The organism is Bacillus sp. FSL K6-0994 (genome assembly GCF_038630815.1).
Lineage (GTDB): Bacteria > Bacillota > Bacilli > Bacillales > Bacillaceae > Bacillus > Bacillus safensis.
Map to the genome: position 1 here is coordinate 2,108,342 of NZ_CP152043.1, position 17,861 is coordinate 2,126,202.

A 17,861-nucleotide genomic window follows, 5' to 3' on the forward strand; every position below is an offset into this window, starting at 1 on the left:
TTTGAGCGGTTTTTTCTTTATACCCGGCGGATGGCGATCTCTTCCACCTTGTGCTGATCCCCTTTTTTCAAAATGAGATCAGCCCGATATTTTGTCGGTAAAATATTTTGATATAAATTTGGGCGGTTCACGGTATTCCAAATGGTGCTTGCCATTTGATCTGCCTCTTCATCCGTCAAATCTTTATATTGATGAAAGAAGGATTCAGGGTCTTGGAAGGCTGTTTCCCTGAGCAAACGAAATCGTTCTTTATACCATGATTGAATTTGCGTTTCAGCGGCGTCTACATAAATCGAAAAATCAAAGAAATCTGATACAAACACACGCGGTTCATCCTTCAGATCATCCAGCGCTGGTGATTGGAGCACATTGATTCCTTCAATAATGACAATATCCGCATCCTCTACTGTTTCATACACCCCTTCTAGCCGGTCATAGGTCAGATGCGAATATACCGGGGCATGCACAGTTTGTTTACCTGATTTTAATTCATTCAAAAAAGACAGCAGGGCTTTGACATCATAGCTTTCCGGGAAGCCCTTCTTTTCCATCAGCCCTCGATCCTTTAATTCTTTTTGAGGATATAAAAAGCCATCTGTTGTCACAAGACTCACCTTCAGCCCATCTCCAAGCCTCGATAAAAGCGTTTCAATGATACGAGCCGTTGTGCTTTTCCCGACAGCTACACTTCCAGCAATCCCAATTAAAAAGGGAATTTTGGCATGGTGCGGGTAGTTTAAAAAGGCATTCACATGCTGGTTTTTTTGTTTTTCTGCAAAGACATGTAATGTCAAAAAACGAATAAGCGGTATGTAAATATCTCGAACTTCTTCCAGCGATAAATAGTCATTTAACCCTTGCAGCGCTCTCGCTTCCTCTTCTGAAACAGATACCGGCATATATTCTCCAAGAGCTGCCCAAGCCTCTCTCGTATGGCGCGTGTATAGCGTATTAAAATCTAGTCTCGTGTCACTCAAAGTCTTTCCCACCAATCTTCACTAAACTCGTAACCCAAAAAGACGATAATCCGATTGTAGCTTAAAATGAAGGCGCTGTCTTTATTTTTCAACGAAAGTTTACTTCTTTTGCAAAAAAAAGCATTAAAAAAAGGAATATGAGGGTAAATAAGAGTATTCAGTACGATAGATAGAAGGGAGCAAACCAAATGAAATATGTGATGATTGGCGGAGACGCAGCAGGAATGAGCTGCGCTATGCAAATATATAGAGAGGATCCAGATGCACACATTGTTGCTTTTGAAAAAGGAGAGATTTTCTCATATGGACAGTGCGGACTCCCCTATTTGATCGGCGGTCTCATTGATCATCACAGAAAGCTGATCGCACGCAGTGCTGAAACCTTTCGCGAGAAATATGGAATTGACGCCAGATGCTTACACGAAGTGACCTCTATTGACCCAGAGCAAAAAACAGTGTCGGGTCATCATACGAAAACAAAAGAACCCTTTACAGAAAGCTATGACCGCCTCTTAATTGCGACAGGAGCAAGCCCTGTCACACTGGATTTAGACAGTCAGCCATTAGAAGGCGTACACGTATTAAAAACCATCCCGCATGCGCTGTCCATTTTAGACCATTTAAAAAAGGACGTCACACATGTCACGATCATTGGCGGTGGATATATCGGTCTTGAAATGGCTGAAAATTTAAAAGCGCTCGGAAAAAACGTACATATCATTCAGCGGGGAGCAGCACTCGGCCCGGGCTTTGACTCCGATATGGCAAAACACCTTAAAGAAGAGGCTGACGCCAAGGGCATTCACGTATCGCTCGGAGAAACGGTACAGCAATTAGAAGGCAAGTCACATGTCACAGCTGTTATCACAGACAAACAAACCATTCAAACAGATATGGTCATCATGGCCATCGGTGTCACTCCGCAAACCTCCTTTTTACATCATACCGGAATCAAGCGTCTTCAAAATGGCGCTATTGCAGTAAATGAATACATGCAAACCAATATAAAAGACATTTATGCTGCCGGTGATTGCGCAGCAACCTATCACCGCATCAAAAAATCACTGGATTATATTCCGCTTGGCACAACTGCGAATAAACAAGGGAGAATCGCAGGATTTCATATGACAGGAACAAACCGGGCATTTCAAGGCGTGACTGGAACAGCCGTCATGAAATTTATGGACGTGACAGCGGGACGAACAGGCTTATCAGAAAAAGAAGCAAAAGAGGCAGACATTCCTTTCTCCGTCATCACCATTGATAGTACAGATCACGCGAAGTATTACCCAGAAGCGCAGAAAATGAAAGTGAAACTGATTTACAGAAGCGATGACCATACCTTGCTTGGTGCCCAAATCATCGGCAGAAACGGTGTAGATAAACGGATCGATATCGTGGCGGCTGCCCTTTACCAAGAGCTGACCATAACAGATCTTGAAGATTTAGATATTAGCTATGCACCGCCTTTTAACAGTGTATGGGACCCGCTTCAGCAAGCGGCAAGACGGATATAGAAAGTGTCACAATGAAGCCTTACCTCAAAAAAAGAAACCAGTTCAAAACCGGTTTCTTTTTTGTTACTTTTTCATCATCGCTTTTCGTGCTGCTTTTTCAAATAAAAATGGGAATAACTGATACAATTTGCTGCCAGCGTTCATCCAGCCGGGCAGATTAATCTCTCTCTTTTTCGTCATCATGGCAGATACGACCTTCCCTGCCACCTTGTCCGCACTCAGCATCATAAAATCAACGTTCTTCACATATTCACCGCTGCGGTCAGCGATGGTAAAGAAGTCTGTGGCAATTGGTCCTGGGTTGACTGTCGTCACGTGAATGCCTGAGTCTGCCAGCTCCATTCTGAGGCTGTTTGAAAATCCAAGAACGGCATGCTTTGATGCGGAATAAATAGCTGATTTGGGTGTCGCAATCTTTCCTGCCTGGGACGCGATATTGATAATATGTCCCTGCCCTCTTTGCTTCATCTCAGGGATGACCTTTTTCGTGCAGGCGATTAAGCCAAACACATTCACCTCAAACATCGACACCATTTCCTCTATGGAGGCATCTTCGACAAGATCGAATACGCCGAAGCCGGCATTGTTGACCAAAATATCGACCGGCCCCACTTCTTCATACACGCGATCAATGTCCTCAAGCTGGCTGACATCAAGCTGAGCGATGTGACACACCCCGCCAGCACTCATAATTTTTTCTTTCACACTAGTAAGCTTTTCCACTCGTCTTGCTGAAATAATGACCTCTGCGCCTTCTTCTGCTGCCAAGTACGCCATTTTTTCACCAATGCCCCCAGATGCGCCAGTAATCCAAATCCTTTTTCCTGTCAATCGCCCCATGCATTTCACTCCTTAGTTTGCTCTGTAATAGACGATTCCGTCTTTTTGCATTTCTTTAATTTGCCCAGCCTCTAAGAGCACATCCAGCTGACCGACTGTCTCAGACATCGTTAAAAACAAGGCCTCTTCATACATCACAGGAAATAGCTTGCGGCAAAGATGAAAGGCCGTCATTTCTTTTTGTTTAAGCAGCTGATACATCGTATTTGCTCGTTTCTCTTGTTTCTTAAATCTTTCTTCAATCAACTCATGGTGGGACGTGATGAGCTGACCGTGTCCTGGATAAATCGTCTTGATTGGCAGACGCAATAACCGATTGAGTGATGCTTTATATTGAAGCAGTGATTTTTGACGTTCCTCGCCTTCATACGGTGCTTCCATTAACGGATTTGAAGAAATGGTTGTCAAAAGCAGGTCGCCGCCAATAAAATTCCCCGTTCTTTCATCTAAAAAAGAAAGATGAGATTGTGCGTGTCCGGGTGTTTCCATCACAAAGAAGTGTTCATGCCCGCTTAAACGATCACCTTCTTTTATGACCTCATCTACATGTGAAGTACAAGAATATGTATAAGATTGCTTCACCATTTTTTCACACTCATTTTGCCGAAGCGGGACACCTAACTGCTGAAAAAAAGGAATCATAAAGTCCACTTGGCGCTGCTTAAACACTGGATCCTGACTAATATACGGCTCATTTAGCTGGTGTCCGATCACACGGACATGAGGTTTCATCAGATTTAACAGACCGACATGATCTGCATGATGATGGGTCAGCACCACTTGATCAATATCGTCTATCGATAAACGATGTTCCTTTAATTGCGTGACAAAAGCATGCTCTGCCTCTTCTGTCATCGGACCGCAATCTACTAAGGTGACGGCCTCTCCTTTTAATACATATGCATGCACATCCCCAACGGCAAACGGCGTCGGGATGGATAATTGAATGATGTTTTCTTTCACTTTTATACGTCATCTCCTGCTTTTTGACTCATGATTGTGGGTACTTAAGCCTTCATACTTCATTGTATCTTGCAAAAGGCAGACTGTCATGCGGTTTAGATGGGCAATTTTTTAAACTGCCCTATTGACATAAACTTGTCCATCGTTGCATAATGAACAACAAATATATGATGCGCGATGATAAGGATTAGTAAGCAAAATAACGATGCAAGAGAGTGAGGTCCGCCGGCTGAAAGACTTCACCATCCTCTTATTTGCTGAACCTGCCCTTTGAGCTGTTAGGCAAACCTAAACGTTTCCCGCGTTAAGGGACTAGAGCTGAGTATGCAGGTTTGCATGCTAATTGAGGGTGGTACCGCGAAAAACCTTTCGTCCTTTTCAGGCGAGAGGTTTTTTTATTTTCTACAAGGAGGAGCAGCTTATGAGTAAAATTGGATTTATCGGTGCAGGCTCAATGGCAGAGTCTATGATCAAAGGTTTATTAAAAAGCGGAATGATGTCGAATGAAGATATCATTGTTACAAACAAAACGAATGAAAAACGATTAGAAGAATTACAGGTACGTTATGGGGTCAAAACGGATTTCGCTCGGTCCTTTATTTATGAAGAAGCGGATATTCTCGTTTTTGCCTTAAAACCGAAGGATGCAGAAAGCGGAATTTCTGAAGTCCAGCCTCATTTACATGGACAGCTGATCATTTCTATTTTAGCTGGTATTTCCATTGAAACGATTCAACACTATGCTGGCGGAAAGACAGCAGTCGTTCGTGCGATGCCAAATACATCAGCGGCGATTCAGCAGTCAGCAACAGGTATTGCCGTAAGTCATGAAGTGACAGAGGAGCAAAAGAAAAAAGCAGTCGAGCTGTTTGAAACAATCGGGCATGTCACAGTATTAGATGAATCGCAGCTAAATGCTGTGACAGCCATCGCAGGCAGCGGCCCAGCCTTCATTTATCATTTGATTGAAGGAATGGAGCGAGGAGCTTCGGAACTTGGAATGGACCAAGCAACTGCGAAATTACTCATTTGCCAAATGATTGCAGGCGCCGCCAATATGCTTCAAGACAGCGGAAAAGAGCCTGCCCAACTGCGCAAAGAAATTACAAGTGAAGGCGGTACAACAGAAGCCGGCCTGAACACACTGGCTGCCTATCAATTTGAAGAGGCCGTTGTCGATTGTGTCAAAACAGCCACTAAACGTGCAGCAGAATTAAACGAAATGTTTTCAGCAAGCACGTATAAATGAAATTGAAAAGCACCTGTTTTGATGACAGGTGCTTTTTCACATATGACCCTCTATTTTTTCTCGCTGGCCACTGGGTGTGAATTGCGTGATTCACACTTCGGTTCTTTCTGTTCTTTACTAGAAATGGCTTGTTCTAATAAAGAATCACGTGCCTGATAAAAATTCACATCAACTAATAATTCTTGATGCTTCACTTTAGCACCTCCTCATGTAGATGATTCACTCATTGACATGATGGCTTTGATTTGATCCAGATGATGTTGTTCATGTAAAGCGATAGTTTCAGCTAATATTTGGACGGTCATCACTCCTTCTTCCGGATGCAGGCCTGATTGTTCCCAAATATCTTTTTCTAATAGCCGAAGAGTGTTGTTTCTTCTCTCTTTCATCCGTTTGATCAATGCTTTGATATCGTCAGCGTTATACCATTCATACGCTCTTTCTTTCACGTATATTTCAGGATCATACGATTGAAAGGGCGTGTGATCATCTGATATCGCTTGCTCTATCCGCTCTGACCAGACTTCTTCTGTGTCATACAAATGCCCGGCGAGCTGCTTAATTGACCACTTCCCCTCCCCCAAAGATTGATCCAGTGTGTAATCATCACAAGCCTTCACTATTTTCTCTAGTTCACTCATACTTTCCTGAAGCGATGTGATGATGTCTGTTTTTGTTAATTTCCCAGTTTCCATTACGCAATCAACGTCTCCTTTACAGTGAATGCATTTCTACTTTTGATTTATCTTGATGCTTTCCTTTTAGTAGCAGTAAGCTGTTCATCAAACCTGCTACTATCACAAGCCCTGCCATCCCTATAGCGATGACATGTATAGGAATCAAATCTCCGATAAATGCCATGAGGATAAACCCACTAATATAAAATATGCGTGATAATGCAAGACCTGCTGAAAACACACGGGCTCTTAAATGACTGCTTGCATATGTCATAATATTAGTAGAATACAAAACTTCGATTGGGCTATATAATAGATTGGCTAATAAAACAACAATCAAAAATCCAATAAAAGTCGTTTGTTGATACGACAATGCATGTAATATCGCAAGCAATATAACCGCTAATGTAGACCACCTTTTATAAAATTGAAAGGAGAATTTCACTTTTTTGAAGTACGCTGCAAGTGTAAGTCCACCGATAATTTGCCCTAGTCCACTAATTGTATGACCAAGCCCCAAGCCAAAATTCCCTTCTCTTGCCACTTCTAAAATATACAGACTAAATAAAACATAAACGATGCTTAAAGCAAACTCTCTTGACATCAATATCCATATGGCGCTTTGAATTTTGGGTGATCCCTTGATTTCTTTAATTCCTTCTTTAAAACTTTGAACATATGACACATACTCTTTTTTTTCAGACGCTTCTTTCGCTTTAATTGGAATTAACAGCATAGCTGATAATAAAAATGTCAGCGCATCTACTAAATAAATTGTGGAAATTGACCAAATTTCTGTCACCAACCCGCCTAATCCTGTCGCAATGAGCATCGATGCGCTAAAAGATGTGGCCAGTATACTATTCCCCTTAGAAAGCTGCTCCTTATCAAGGATTTCAGGTATCATAGATGAACGAGCAGGCAGATATATACCAGAGAAAGCACCATTTAACGCTAATAATAAATAAAGGATAAACGGTGTAACATTCATTGTGACAACTAAAACAAACCCCAGTCCAATGATAAAACGTGCCACATCTGCGAATATCACAACTTTTTTGTAAGAAAACTTATCTATAATTGGGCTCAAAAGCATGGATGTTAAAATGAGAGGGAGCATGGAACAAATAAATAGAATGCTTAGATGGGTCGCTTTCCCAGTAAGTTCATAAATTAAACCAATCGTCGCTATCGTTCTAAACCAATCTCCAAAAGCAGATAAGTTTTGCCCAATAAAGAAACAGACAAAATTTTGATCTTTGAATAGCGATGTCGTTTCTTTCTTTGAAATCATTAGAGGAGCACCTCAGTCGACTCGTACCAACCTAACTCTTTTTGCATAAACTCCACGGCTTGATCATAATTTTCTCTCTCTTTTTCTGGGATAAGATCAACTAAGATCGCTGGATACCATGGCTTCGCTTCTTCTTTGATTACAAAATATTGCTCCGCTTCTTCAACTACTCCTTTCATTATGAGCAGTTGTAGTTTACGATAGATTTCCTCACGCTTTGGCATTCGATTGAGATGCGTTTTTTCTATTTTCATTGTTTTAGGGAAGAAGACGAGTCTTCTATCAAAAGCATGATATTCTCTAGATTTAACAATAGGTAATTCTTGATTCGTCAGGCTTTCGATATACTTTTGCGTATTTCCTTCATTTGACCATATCATGCCTTGCATGTAGGAGATCGCTCCTGTTCCCAAACCAATATATTGATCTTCATATCCCCCGTAAATCACTTCGCCATATTGAAAACGTTTATTCTGATGCTCTGGAGCCATAAACGTATACACATAATTTTGATGCCAGCCATTCTTTTTTAAATGACGATATAATGTATCACTAAACTCAAATTTTTCTTTAGGATTTGGCGGCATTGGCACCTTGCCTTTGTTAATTTTTGATAACCATCCCTTCGAACAAGCAATATATTCTAGTGGATACGTATCAATACTTGTGCTTCCTAATGACATCACTCCATTTATGTCCTCTATCATCTCTTCTTTCGTTTGTCCAGGCAGCTGATAAAGCAAATCAATGTTATAAGATTGGAAATGACGTTTCATTAAGTCCACAGTCTGAGAGATTTGATCAAAACTAGCCGTTAAGTTGAACATTTTCCGATAGTGTTCATTTAATGTTTGGACACCAAAGCTCCCTCTGTTGGCTCCACCTTCAGCCATAGCAGCCACTCTTTCTGGTGTAGCTGTTTTTGCTTCACATTCAAATGTCCATTCATAATCAGCAGATAATGAGAAATTTTCTTTTATAGCGGTCGAAAGTCGATAGATTAGTTCTGGGGGCATTATGGAAGGAGTACCTCCACCAACGAACACCACATCAAACGTCATTTTTTGGATATTAGGGGATTGGGATAAGATACGCATCTCATTGATTAAAGCATCTATATACTTTCCGATAATGGGCTCATATTTCGTAGATTTAATAAAAGGACAAAACGAACAGATCGTATCGCAGAAAGGGATATGTAAATATAAAGCGTTTTTCCCTTTTTGAAATGTTCGTTCTTTCTGAATGAATTCTGTCACACGAGATTGTGCTCCTTCTTGGCTCGCTTGGCCAAAAAAAGGATAAAGAAAATTCCATAAAGACGGATGCTCATCATAATAACTTTTCATATTTGACAATTCTCTCACCCAACTCTCGTCTATTTTTATCCCACATACAAATTCACAGAGAAGCTAAGAAAATCACTTCTCTGTGAAACACTCTTTACAGTAAGTATTGATTCTATTCATTAGATTGCAATCCACTCGTTACGCTTCATTTTCATCACCTCCTTTCAATTAGATAAATTGTAACTTAATTACATAATTGATTATAATAGACTTTTCTGAATATTTCAATCATTTTCACTATTTTTTGTAAGGACTATTGTTTTATATACAATTTACGTATGAAACTTTTGGTATAACCATGAAAATATAGACTGAACATTCACAACCAAAAGCCCTATCATTAAGATAGGGCTCTTCATTACATCTACTTACTTTTCTCTAATAAAGCATGAATCGTTGATTCTAATAATTCTGGCAAAATGCCAAAAGAGAACGGGACGTGCAGCCGCTCTGTCCATTTGTGCGGGTCCTTTCCTAGTGGACCTACGTTGATGACTGGAACGTAAAGGGCTTCCTTTTCTCCTTGCGGTAAAGAATAGCCTTTTTGGTAAAGCGGCATATTGGTTGTATAATGACCTACTTCCTGCTTTTCGAGCTGTAAGTAACTTAAATCAGACAATCCCGGGAAATATTTCACTTCCTCTACTTCAAGTCCATATACCTCTTTTGCCTCTTTTTGAATCTTCTTGAATGTCTTCTGAATATGCGTATCTTCTGTTGAGGACACCGAAGGGTAAAATGGCGGACTATAAAATAGAACAATCAGCGGTCCTTCTTCCTTACATAGTGTCGTCAGCTCCGAGACAATTTTCGTTGAAAAATCACGATCTCCAAGTTCACCTCGGTTGGCGAATGCATAGTTGACAATGCGCTCGACTTCCTGTTCACCAGAGCGATCTGCGGCTTTTTGATACAGCTCGTGATATGTGAGAACCGTCACCTGAGTGTCTATTGGTGTAAAGTGTTTAAAGCGCCGAAAGTCAGCTGTTTTCTGCCGAAGATTTGCCTCGATTTGGTCTGCTGCTTGTTTCGCAGTTTCATAGAGAAGTCCGTGCAGTTCTTCACTTGAACGTTTCATCATGAGCACATTAAATAAAGATACGGCTGTGTGAGGTGTTTGAACGGAATAGGCTTCTTTCAAATCCTTTTGCATTAAGTTCGTTGGAGGCGGCGTTACTTCACCATCTACTTCCTCACAATAGTCACTATTGAGCTCTAACAGCCGGTTTAGTTCAGATACCATAAAATTCGCATTTAAGCCTGAGAAAGGCTCTCCTACATGCGTTTCGATCCCTTTACAGAAAAATCCGGCTAATACCTTTCCTATACTGCCTGTATACATATAATGATGTTCATCCCCTGGATACTTTTCAAACATCGGCTCACTGTTTAAACACGCGGTATAGTCAAGATCATATTTTTCTTTAAGCTCTTTTAGCTTCGGCACAGCCTCAAGCATTCCTTGTGAATTTACTTCCTCATCAGGAACTGTGACGAGCAGGACATTTCCATCAAATGTTTCTGTCATCGCTCTTTCCAGCATAGAAAGCTGTACGGTGAGACCTGCTTTCATATCCATGGCCCCTCTTCCAAACAGCCAGTCGCCTGAAGCAAGGTCCTCTCTTGCCCTCTTTGGAAGAAGCTCACTTTTTTGCGAAAAGGAAGTCATTAACTCTTCAGGCTTGCATGCCATGTTTTGAAATTCGCCGTAATCTTCTGTATCGACTACATCAAAGTGACTAAGAAGCAGCACGGTACGCTGCAGCGTACTTCGCTTCACAAGTGCCGTTAAATAATACCGGCCATCTTTCATCGGATGCAAAGCCAAATGATCAGGGTTCTGCTCAAAATAAGGCCGCTCCCTCAGCAAATAATATAAATATTCCGCTAACGCGACTTCTCCTGTTGTACCTGATATGCTTTCATACTGCATAAGAGCTGTCAGGAGCTCCTTTAGTTCACTCTCTTTTTGCCATTTCATCCGTTCTCCCCCTTTGATGTCTCTATCTCTCCATTATACAAAAACGTGTATAAAAGCTATATTCTTTGAGCACCTTTTATGACGAAAGTTTGAATGGCTGTTATAATCGGCTATACAATTCCATGAGGAGGCGAAGGTATTTGGAAACAAAACTCTTTTCACCTTGGACATTAAAAGGTGTTACACTGAAAAACCGCATCGTGATGTCCCCGATGTGTATGTATTCATCCTATGACCGTGATGGGAAATTACAGCCTTTCCACTTCACACATTATATTTCCCGTGCACAAGGTCAGGCTGGTCTCATCATGGTGGAAGCCAGTGCTGTATCTCCCGAGGGAAGAATTAGTGATCAAGACCTCGGGATTTGGAGCGATGAGCACATTGAAGGTTTCGCTTCATTAAACGAACAAATCAAAGCATACGGAACGAAGACAGCCATCCAGCTAGCCCATGCAGGACGTAAGGCTGAACTTGATGGAGACATTCTTGCACCATCAAGCATCCCATTTGATGAAACATCTAAAACCCCTGTCGAGATGTCTGTTGACCAAATCAAAGATACCGTTCAGGCGTTTCAGGATGCAGCTGTACGGGCAAAAAAAGCGGGTTTTGACATCATTGAAATTCATGGTGCACATGGCTATTTGATCAATGAATTTCTTTCACCGCTGGCGAACCACCGAACAGACGACTATGGCGGTTCACCAGAGAACCGTTATCGTTTCTTAAGAGAAGTCGTAGATGCAGTCAATACCGTATGGGACGGACCTTTATTTGTCCGTGTGTCGGCTTCTGATTACACGACAAAAGGACTTGATATTGCAGATTATATTGGGATTGCCACTTGGCTCAAAGAGCAAGGTGTCGACTTAATCGATGTCAGCTCAGGTGCTGTCGTACAGGCGAAAATCAATACATTCCCCGGCTACCAAGTCACATTCGCAGAGAAAATAAAAGAAGGTGCCGGCATTCAAACAGCTGCTGTCGGTCTCATCACATCTGGTGTACAGGCAGAGGAGATTTTACAAAATCAGCGTGCGGATTTGATCTTTATTGGCAGAGAGTTTTTACGGGATCCATACTTCCCAAAAACAGCTGCTCAAGAACTCCGTACATCCATCGAAAGCCCGCGTCAATATGATCGCGCTTGGTAAAAGCTCTTAGGAAAAAAGGTGTCTATTTTTCGAAATAGGCATCTTTTTTGTTTTTAAGAGAAACATATCTGCCTTTTGTGCCGTCTTTTAGCTAAAGAACTGCTTAGAGGAGATGGAAGAATGAATTCGGTAATGATTGAAAAAATGTATCATATAGATGGACACCACTTTTATACAAAACATCGTCAAGGCAAAAGGCAAGCCACGATTATCTTTGAAGCAGGCTACGGCATTTCTAGTGATACGTGGTCGAATTTGGCACGTGATATTGACCCAGAGCTTGGGGTTTTCTTATACGACCGTTTAGGAACTGGAAAGAGCAGTGAGAGTGGTGAAGGAAGAACCTTGCATGACCTCGCTGATGATTTAGATGCGCTGCTGAAAGAAGCCAATATTCAGCCGCCATTTCTTATTGTCGCTCACTCATTTGGCTCTCTTGTCAGCCGGTTATGGGCAAGCCGCAGAGGAGATGATGTCATTGGCATGGTGCTGTTAGACCCAGCAAGCGAGGAGCAAGAGCAGATGATCCTGCCGCTTTTATCAAAGGAAGAACGCACTTCATATATGGCGCAGTTTACAGCAGAATGTACGCATGAGGACTTTCAGCAAATGTTAAGCACAATGAAAGAGGAGCAAACTCATTTTGGAATGATGCCGCTTCTTGTCATTTCATCAGGTAAGAGCCGATTGTTTCACCCAGCTCATGAAGCTTGGCTCAGACTTCATAAACGCATGCTGTCTTTGTCATCCCAAAGCGGATGGATTCAGGCGCAAAACAGCTCGCACTATATTCATCATGATGAACCGCATATTGTACAGCTTGCTATCTATGATGTATGGTGCGCAGCCAAACAACCTGTCTCCTATTACCAAACTGCTAATTAAAATAAAAAACTCCTTGACCCGTTATGAGTCAAGGAGTTTCTTCTATTTATGCCGTTGGAGCAGATTGACTTTTTTGAGAAAGCAGCTTTTCAATGCTGACAAGCTGAACACATAATGTAAAGATGTCAATCGCTTGCTCTAGTTCTTCAAGAGCCGGGAATGTTGGTGCAATGCGAATGTTGCGATCAAGCGGATCTTTTCCATATGGATATGTTGCACCTGCACCTGTCATTGTGACACCTGCTTCTTTTGCTTTTTGCACAACAGCTTTTGCACAATGATCAAGTGTATTTAAACTAATGAAATATCCGCCATTTGGCTTGTGCCATTCAGCGATGTCTTTCCCGCCAAGTTTTTCGTCAAGAATGGAAAGAACGAGGTCAAATTTTGGCTTAATGATCGCCGCATGCTTTTTCATATGTTCCTTCAAACCTTCTGGATTTTGGAAGAAACGAAGATGTCTTAGTTGATTGATTTTGTCTGGTCCGATCGTTTGAATCGATAATTGCTTTTGAGTGAAGCTCACATTGTCAGGGCTAGACGCCATCAGTGCAACACCTGAGCCTGGGAATGTAATTTTAGACGTAGACGCAAACATAAACACACGGTTCGGGTATCCTGCCTCTTCAATTGCTTGAAAAATATCTTTTAACGTATCAGGTGTATCCGTTAGATGGTGGACTGCATATGCATCATCCCAAAAAATGCGGAAGTCGTCTGCTTTTGTTTTCATTGAAGCTAGGCGGTCAACGACTTCATCTGAATACGTAATGCCGTCTGGATTGCTATATTTCGGTACACACCAAATGCCTTTAATCGCTTCATCTTCTGCGACCAATTTTTCTACCTGATCCATATCAGGTCCATCAGCCTTCATATCGACCGTGATCATCTCTATGTTAAATAGCTCACAAATGGCAAAATGACGGTCATACCCTGGGCTTGGTGCAAGGAATTTTACCTTTGGCAGCTCTCCCCAAGGAGTTTTGCTGTCACATACGCCGTGAGTCATCGCACGTGCAATGGTATCATGCATCATATTCAGGCTAGAATTACCGCCGATGATGATTTGTTCTGGCTTTAAATTGAGTACTTCTGCAAAAAATGTCTTCGTTTCAGGAAGGCCTGTCAAGCCGCCATAGTTTCGCACATCTGTGCCATCTTCAGCTGTCATTGCATCCTTTGATGTCACAACATCGAGCATGCCCATAGACAAATCGAGCTGTTTTGGTGAAGGCTTCCCTCTAGACATGTCTAAGTGCAAGTTTTTACTTTTGTAAGTTTCATACTCATTTTGTAGTGCCACATATAGGTCATTCAATTCTGCTTCACTTAATGCTGTAAAACCGCTCATCTTTGATTGTGCCTCCCGTATTCTTCATAGTTTAATTCGTCATTTGTTTTTTCTTCACCATTTTACCACTACCTGAAAAAGAGCGTCATCATAAATATCAAAAAAATCACACAACTTTTTTTGACGATTCATCCAATTTTTACAGGGTGCGTTCAATGGGGAAAGAAGAGAAATCATGTGCAGCTTCTGTCAGCGGGAATATATCGCGGGCTTCTTTCAACAGTTGTTTCAGTGCCTCTTCTCCTTGGTAACGTGCACTTATATGGGTCAAAATGAGCCTTTTTGCGCCCGCTTCCTGTGCTGTTTTCGCTGCTTGTTCTGTTGTACTGTGATAATAATTGTAGGCTAAATCTGCATCTTCTTTACCGAATGTTGCTTCATGGACTAACACGTCCGCATTTTTGGCAAGCCTTGTTATATTCTCGCACAAACGGGTATCTCCTGAAAATGCAACGATTCTCCCTTTTTTAGGGGGTTCCAAATAATCGGTTCCATCAATGGTTCTTCCATCTTCGAGTGTCACGGTTTCCCCATTTTTCAACTTCTGATACAAAGGTCCAGGTTTTACACCGATTTCTTTTAGGTCTTCGGCTTTTAATGAACCAGGCATATCTTTTTCCACAACCCGATAGCCGTAAGCTGGAATCCCGTGAGAGACTCTTCTTGCTTCTACTTGAAAGGTATCATCTTCAAAGACGATCCCTTCATCTATTTCTATGATATGCAGCGGATATGTCAAATGCGTTTGTGTAGCTGAAAGTGCTGCATTCACAAAGGCCTTGATGCCCTTTGGTCCATAGATCGTCAATTCATCCTCCCCGCCTTGAAAGGATCTGCTGCCAAGGAGTCCCGGAAGACCATATACATGATCACCGTGCATATGTGTGATAAATATTTTCTCGATCTTTCTCGGTTTAATCGTTGTATGTAAGATTTGATGCTGCGTTGCTTCTCCGCAATCAAAAAGCCACACTGCATTTCTTTCTTCTAAAAGCTTTAGCGCTGTGCAAGTGACGTTTCTTGTTTTTGCAGGTATGCCTGCACCTGTTCCTAAAAAGAGCAGTTCCATTACTTTTCCTCCTAAAGCCGGTATACAATATCTTCATTCATATAGAATACATGAAGACAAGGTAAATGTGAATTCAGCGGAATTATTGAAAAAAGTGAAACGAGAGCAGAAAAAGTCGAATCAAATGTTTGCTTTACGAACAATGAAGCTTTAAAATAAAGAAAATGTACATACATTCTCGGTTTTTACAACAATGCTACGAATAAAGTGAGGTACTTCTCGTGAATACAGAAACTAACAACCCTAAAGCAGTCATTGTCATTTTTGGCGCAACAGGAGACCTTGCCAAACGCAAGCTCTACCCTTCTATACATAGACTTTACCATAGCGGAAAGCTAGGTGATCAATTCGCTGTTGTCGGAGTTGGACGCCGCCCGTGGTCTCATGAGGACCTCAGAGCTGTGGTAAAGGAATCTGTTTCTTCTGATGATGCAGAAGCGAAAACAGAGGAATTCATTTCACATTTCTATTATCACGATTTTGACGTATCAAGCCCTGCTTCCTATCAATCGCTAAACACGCTTTTAACAGGCCTTGAAGATACGTACAGTATCCCAAATAACCGCATGTTCTATTTAGCTATGGCACCAGAATTTTTCGGAACGATTGCGAAGTTCCTAAAGAGTGAGGGCGTATCAGAAACAACCGGCTGGTCACGACTTGTCATTGAAAAGCCATTTGGGCACGATCTGCCAAGTGCCAAAACATTAAATGAAGAAATTCGTGATGCATTCACAGAAGATCAAATTTATCGTATTGACCACTACCTTGGTAAACAAATGGTTCAAAACATTGAAGTCATCCGCTTTGCAAATGCCATCTTTGAACCACTTTGGACAAACCGCTATATTTCAAACATTCAAATTACATCCAGTGAATCCTTAGGGGTTGAAGACCGGGCTCGATATTACGAAAATTCTGGTGCACTAAGAGATATGGTCCAAAACCATATGCTTCAAATGGTTGCCCTTTTAGCAATGGAGCCGCCAATTAAACTGAATACAGAGGAAATCCGCAGCGAAAAACGGAAAGCACTGCGCGCTCTTCGTCCTTTCTCTAAAGATGAGGTCGATCAATTCTTTGTCCGCGGTCAGTATGATACTGGTACGATGAATGGCAATGTCGTTCCTTCTTATCTGGAAGAGCAAAATGTTGACCCGAACTCAAACACAGAAACATTTGTGGCAGGGAAACTGCTGATTGATAACTTTAGATGGGCCGGGGTGCCATTTTACATTCGAACAGGAAAACGGTTAGAAAAGAAATCTACTCAAATCGTGGTTCAATTTAAAGACATTCCAATGAACCTGTACTATGGAAACGGAAATGCCATGCATCCAAACTTACTCGTCATTCATATTCAGCCAGATGAAGGCATCACCCTTCACTTAAATGCTCGCAAGCTGGATGGCGGCACATATGCGAAACCGATTAAGCTTGACTACCAAACAAACTATAACGACATCATGAATACACCAGAAGCATATGAAAAGCTGATTCATGACTGCTTGCTAGGCGATGCGACAAACTTTGCTCACTGGGACGAGGTGGCACTTTCTTGGAACTTTGTTGATCCGATTTCTGAGAAATGGGCAGAAAGCAAAACATTAAAACCAAACTATCCTGCTGGTTCTATGGGACCGAAAGAAGCTGATGAGCTTCTAGAAAAAGATGGATACCATTGGTGGAATATATAAAATCATATGAAAAAAGAGCAGTCTCCCTTGGGGGTTCTGCTCTTTTTTTAACGTCCTGTTTTTGTTATTTCAACCGTTGAAAAGTCAAATTTATCATAGCGATGATGGCTAAATGAATATTCAAACGGCTGCCCTGCGTTTAAATAAGCAACCTGCTCGACTTCAAGCACAGGATCTGTGGGGTCACACCCTAAATACTGCTGATCCAGCTGATCTGATTTAGCCGCTCTAATTTTCTTGTGCGCTCCTGCTATTTTTAAATGAAGCTGATTTGAAATGTAGCCATAGATAGAACCCAGTAGAACTTTTTCATCTATGCCCTTAATGAGATTAACAGGCATAAACGTTTTTTCTAATACATAAGGCTCTTCATCCACAAGACGGAGCCGGATGATATCATAAATAGGTGTGGTTGAGTCAATAGATAAGTGGGCTGCCACCTCTTCGCTTGGAAAATGGACATCAAAATGAATGATTTGAGTCGTGACGTTTTTATCTGCCATGACCTTTGTGAACCCTTTATTTTCATGGCCTGATACATTGATTGCCCCTTGATTGAGCGCTGCCTTTACAATAAATGTACCGTGGCCTCTTTTTCTAAAGAGCAGGCCTTCTGCAACGAGAAGATCGAGCGCACGTTTCATTGTCATTCTGCTGCATTGAAATTCGGCGGCAAGCGAGTTTTCATCTGGAATGGGTTGATCTTCTGGATAATATGCTGTTCCTATTCGTTTTCTGATTTCTTCTGAAATGAGTTCATACTTCTTCATCTCACACCACCAACTGACTTGTTTTTTCATAGCGCTTTATTCTAGAAGGAAATATGGCGTTTTTTAGCCTTCCTCTCATTTT

The 17,861-nt window shown here is 41.6% G+C and carries 16 protein-coding genes and 1 other annotated feature; of the genes, 5 read left to right on the plus strand and 11 right to left on the minus strand.

What is annotated here, in order from left to right:
• Positions 1–17: 17 nt before the first annotated feature.
• The gene (coaA, locus tag MHB69_RS10805) at positions 18–977 is read right to left on the minus strand and encodes a type I pantothenate kinase (protein ID WP_024428044.1); all 960 of its coding nucleotides are present in this window, start codon (positions 975–977) and stop codon (positions 18–20) included.
• A gap of 188 nt (positions 978–1,165) precedes the next feature.
• Here coaA and MHB69_RS10810 point away from each other — a divergent pair, with 188 nt between their 5' ends.
• The gene (locus tag MHB69_RS10810) at positions 1,166–2,494 is read left to right on the plus strand and encodes a CoA-disulfide reductase (RefSeq protein WP_061109319.1); all 1,329 of its coding nucleotides are present in this window, start codon (positions 1,166–1,168) and stop codon (positions 2,492–2,494) included.
• Between the two features lie 63 nt (positions 2,495–2,557).
• On the opposite strand, the gene MHB69_RS10815 is transcribed toward MHB69_RS10810, so the two are convergent.
• Both MHB69_RS10815 and MHB69_RS10820 read right to left on the minus strand, forming a co-directional pair.
• The gene (locus MHB69_RS10815) at positions 2,558–3,334 is read right to left on the minus strand and encodes an SDR family oxidoreductase (protein ID WP_342495552.1); all 777 of its coding nucleotides are present in this window, start codon (positions 3,332–3,334) and stop codon (positions 2,558–2,560) included.
• Between the two features lie 12 nt (positions 3,335–3,346).
• The gene (locus MHB69_RS10820; RefSeq protein WP_211043270.1) at positions 3,347–4,297 is read right to left on the minus strand and encodes an MBL fold metallo-hydrolase; all 951 of its coding nucleotides are present in this window, start codon (positions 4,295–4,297) and stop codon (positions 3,347–3,349) included.
• 168 nt (positions 4,298–4,465) lie between these two features.
• Positions 4,466–4,677: a binding site (T-box leader), on the plus strand.
• 41 nt (positions 4,678–4,718) lie between these two features.
• On the opposite strand from MHB69_RS10820, the gene proC reads away from it, so the two are divergent.
• Positions 4,719–5,546, plus strand: coding sequence for a pyrroline-5-carboxylate reductase (proC, locus tag MHB69_RS10825; protein WP_065214657.1), 828 nt, complete (start codon positions 4,719–4,721; stop codon positions 5,544–5,546).
• A 50-nt stretch (positions 5,547–5,596) separates the two neighbouring features.
• Here the strand turns inward: proC and MHB69_RS10830 are convergent, their stop codons facing one another.
• The 5 genes from MHB69_RS10830 to MHB69_RS10850 form a co-directional block, all read right to left on the minus strand.
• Positions 5,597–5,740: a hypothetical protein gene (locus tag MHB69_RS10830; RefSeq protein WP_155267113.1), complete on the minus strand. Its 144-nt coding sequence runs from the start codon at positions 5,738–5,740 to the stop codon at positions 5,597–5,599.
• 12 nt (positions 5,741–5,752) lie between these two features.
• Positions 5,753–6,241 carry a DinB family protein gene (locus tag MHB69_RS10835; protein WP_046311693.1) on the minus strand — a complete coding sequence of 163 codons (489 nt, stop codon included), beginning with the start codon at positions 6,239–6,241 and terminating at the stop codon, positions 5,753–5,755.
• A gap of 19 nt (positions 6,242–6,260) precedes the next feature.
• Positions 6,261–7,517, minus strand: a complete 1,257-nt coding sequence (locus MHB69_RS10840; protein WP_034280316.1) for an MFS transporter — start codon at positions 7,515–7,517, stop codon at positions 6,261–6,263.
• Positions 7,517–8,866, minus strand: a complete 1,350-nt coding sequence (locus tag MHB69_RS10845) for a radical SAM protein (protein WP_034280314.1) — start codon at positions 8,864–8,866, stop codon at positions 7,517–7,519. Before MHB69_RS10845 ends, MHB69_RS10840 begins: the two co-directional genes overlap by 1 nt.
• Before the next feature lie 364 nt (positions 8,867–9,230).
• Complete coding sequence (locus MHB69_RS10850; protein ID WP_211043265.1) at positions 9,231–10,847, minus strand: M20/M25/M40 family metallo-hydrolase; 1,617 nt, start codon at positions 10,845–10,847, stop codon at positions 9,231–9,233.
• Positions 10,848–10,987: 140 nt separating this feature from the next.
• Here MHB69_RS10850 and namA point away from each other — a divergent pair, with 140 nt between their 5' ends.
• Both namA and MHB69_RS10860 read left to right on the plus strand, forming a co-directional pair.
• Positions 10,988–12,004, plus strand: a complete 1,017-nt coding sequence (namA, locus tag MHB69_RS10855) for an NADPH dehydrogenase NamA (protein ID WP_081124558.1) — start codon at positions 10,988–10,990, stop codon at positions 12,002–12,004.
• 120 nt (positions 12,005–12,124) lie between these two features.
• Positions 12,125–12,889 carry an alpha/beta hydrolase gene (locus MHB69_RS10860; RefSeq protein WP_342495553.1) on the plus strand — a complete coding sequence of 255 codons (765 nt, stop codon included), beginning with the start codon at positions 12,125–12,127 and terminating at the stop codon, positions 12,887–12,889.
• A gap of 46 nt (positions 12,890–12,935) precedes the next feature.
• On the opposite strand, the gene MHB69_RS10865 is transcribed toward MHB69_RS10860, so the two are convergent.
• Together MHB69_RS10865 and rnz are read right to left on the minus strand one after the other, a co-directional pair.
• Positions 12,936–14,243, minus strand: coding sequence for an aminotransferase class I/II-fold pyridoxal phosphate-dependent enzyme (locus MHB69_RS10865; protein ID WP_342489515.1), 1,308 nt, complete (start codon positions 14,241–14,243; stop codon positions 12,936–12,938).
• Positions 14,244–14,382: 139 nt separating this feature from the next.
• Positions 14,383–15,312: a ribonuclease Z gene (rnz, locus tag MHB69_RS10870; protein ID WP_034280306.1), complete on the minus strand. Its 930-nt coding sequence runs from the start codon at positions 15,310–15,312 to the stop codon at positions 14,383–14,385.
• Positions 15,313–15,533: 221 nt separating this feature from the next.
• Between rnz and zwf the strand changes: the two genes are divergently transcribed.
• Positions 15,534–17,009, plus strand: a complete 1,476-nt coding sequence (gene zwf, locus MHB69_RS10875; RefSeq protein ID WP_034280304.1) for a glucose-6-phosphate dehydrogenase — start codon at positions 15,534–15,536, stop codon at positions 17,007–17,009.
• A 47-nt stretch (positions 17,010–17,056) separates the two neighbouring features.
• Here zwf and MHB69_RS10880 read toward each other — a convergent pair whose 3' ends face one another.
• Positions 17,057–17,779: a GntR family transcriptional regulator gene (locus tag MHB69_RS10880; RefSeq protein WP_034280302.1), complete on the minus strand. Its 723-nt coding sequence runs from the start codon at positions 17,777–17,779 to the stop codon at positions 17,057–17,059.
• Between the last annotated feature and the right edge of the window lie 82 nt (positions 17,780–17,861).

Bases quoted from the DNA above. Each gene is read 5' to 3' on its own strand.
- MHB69_RS10810 (WP_061109319.1), top strand. From the start codon at position 1,166: ATGAAATATGTGATGATTGGCGGAGACGCAGCAGGAATGAGCTGCGCT.
- MHB69_RS10815 (WP_342495552.1), bottom strand. From the start codon at position 3,334: ATGGGGCGATTGACAGGAAAAAGGATTTGGATTACTGGCGCATCTGGG.
- proC (WP_065214657.1), top strand. From the start codon at position 4,719: ATGAGTAAAATTGGATTTATCGGTGCAGGCTCAATGGCAGAGTCTATG.
- MHB69_RS10835 (WP_046311693.1), bottom strand. From the start codon at position 6,241: ATGGAAACTGGGAAATTAACAAAAACAGACATCATCACATCGCTTCAG.
- MHB69_RS10840 (WP_034280316.1), bottom strand. From the start codon at position 7,517: ATGATTTCAAAGAAAGAAACGACATCGCTATTCAAAGATCAAAATTTT.
- MHB69_RS10845 (WP_034280314.1), bottom strand. From the start codon at position 8,866: ATGAAAAGTTATTATGATGAGCATCCGTCTTTATGGAATTTTCTTTAT.
- MHB69_RS10850 (WP_211043265.1), bottom strand. From the start codon at position 10,847: ATGAAATGGCAAAAAGAGAGTGAACTAAAGGAGCTCCTGACAGCTCTT.
- MHB69_RS10860 (WP_342495553.1), top strand. From the start codon at position 12,125: ATGAATTCGGTAATGATTGAAAAAATGTATCATATAGATGGACACCAC.
- MHB69_RS10865 (WP_342489515.1), bottom strand. From the start codon at position 14,243: ATGAGCGGTTTTACAGCATTAAGTGAAGCAGAATTGAATGACCTATAT.
- rnz (WP_034280306.1), bottom strand. From the start codon at position 15,312: ATGGAACTGCTCTTTTTAGGAACAGGTGCAGGCATACCTGCAAAAACA.
- MHB69_RS10880 (WP_034280302.1), bottom strand. From the start codon at position 17,779: ATGAAGAAGTATGAACTCATTTCAGAAGAAATCAGAAAACGAATAGGA.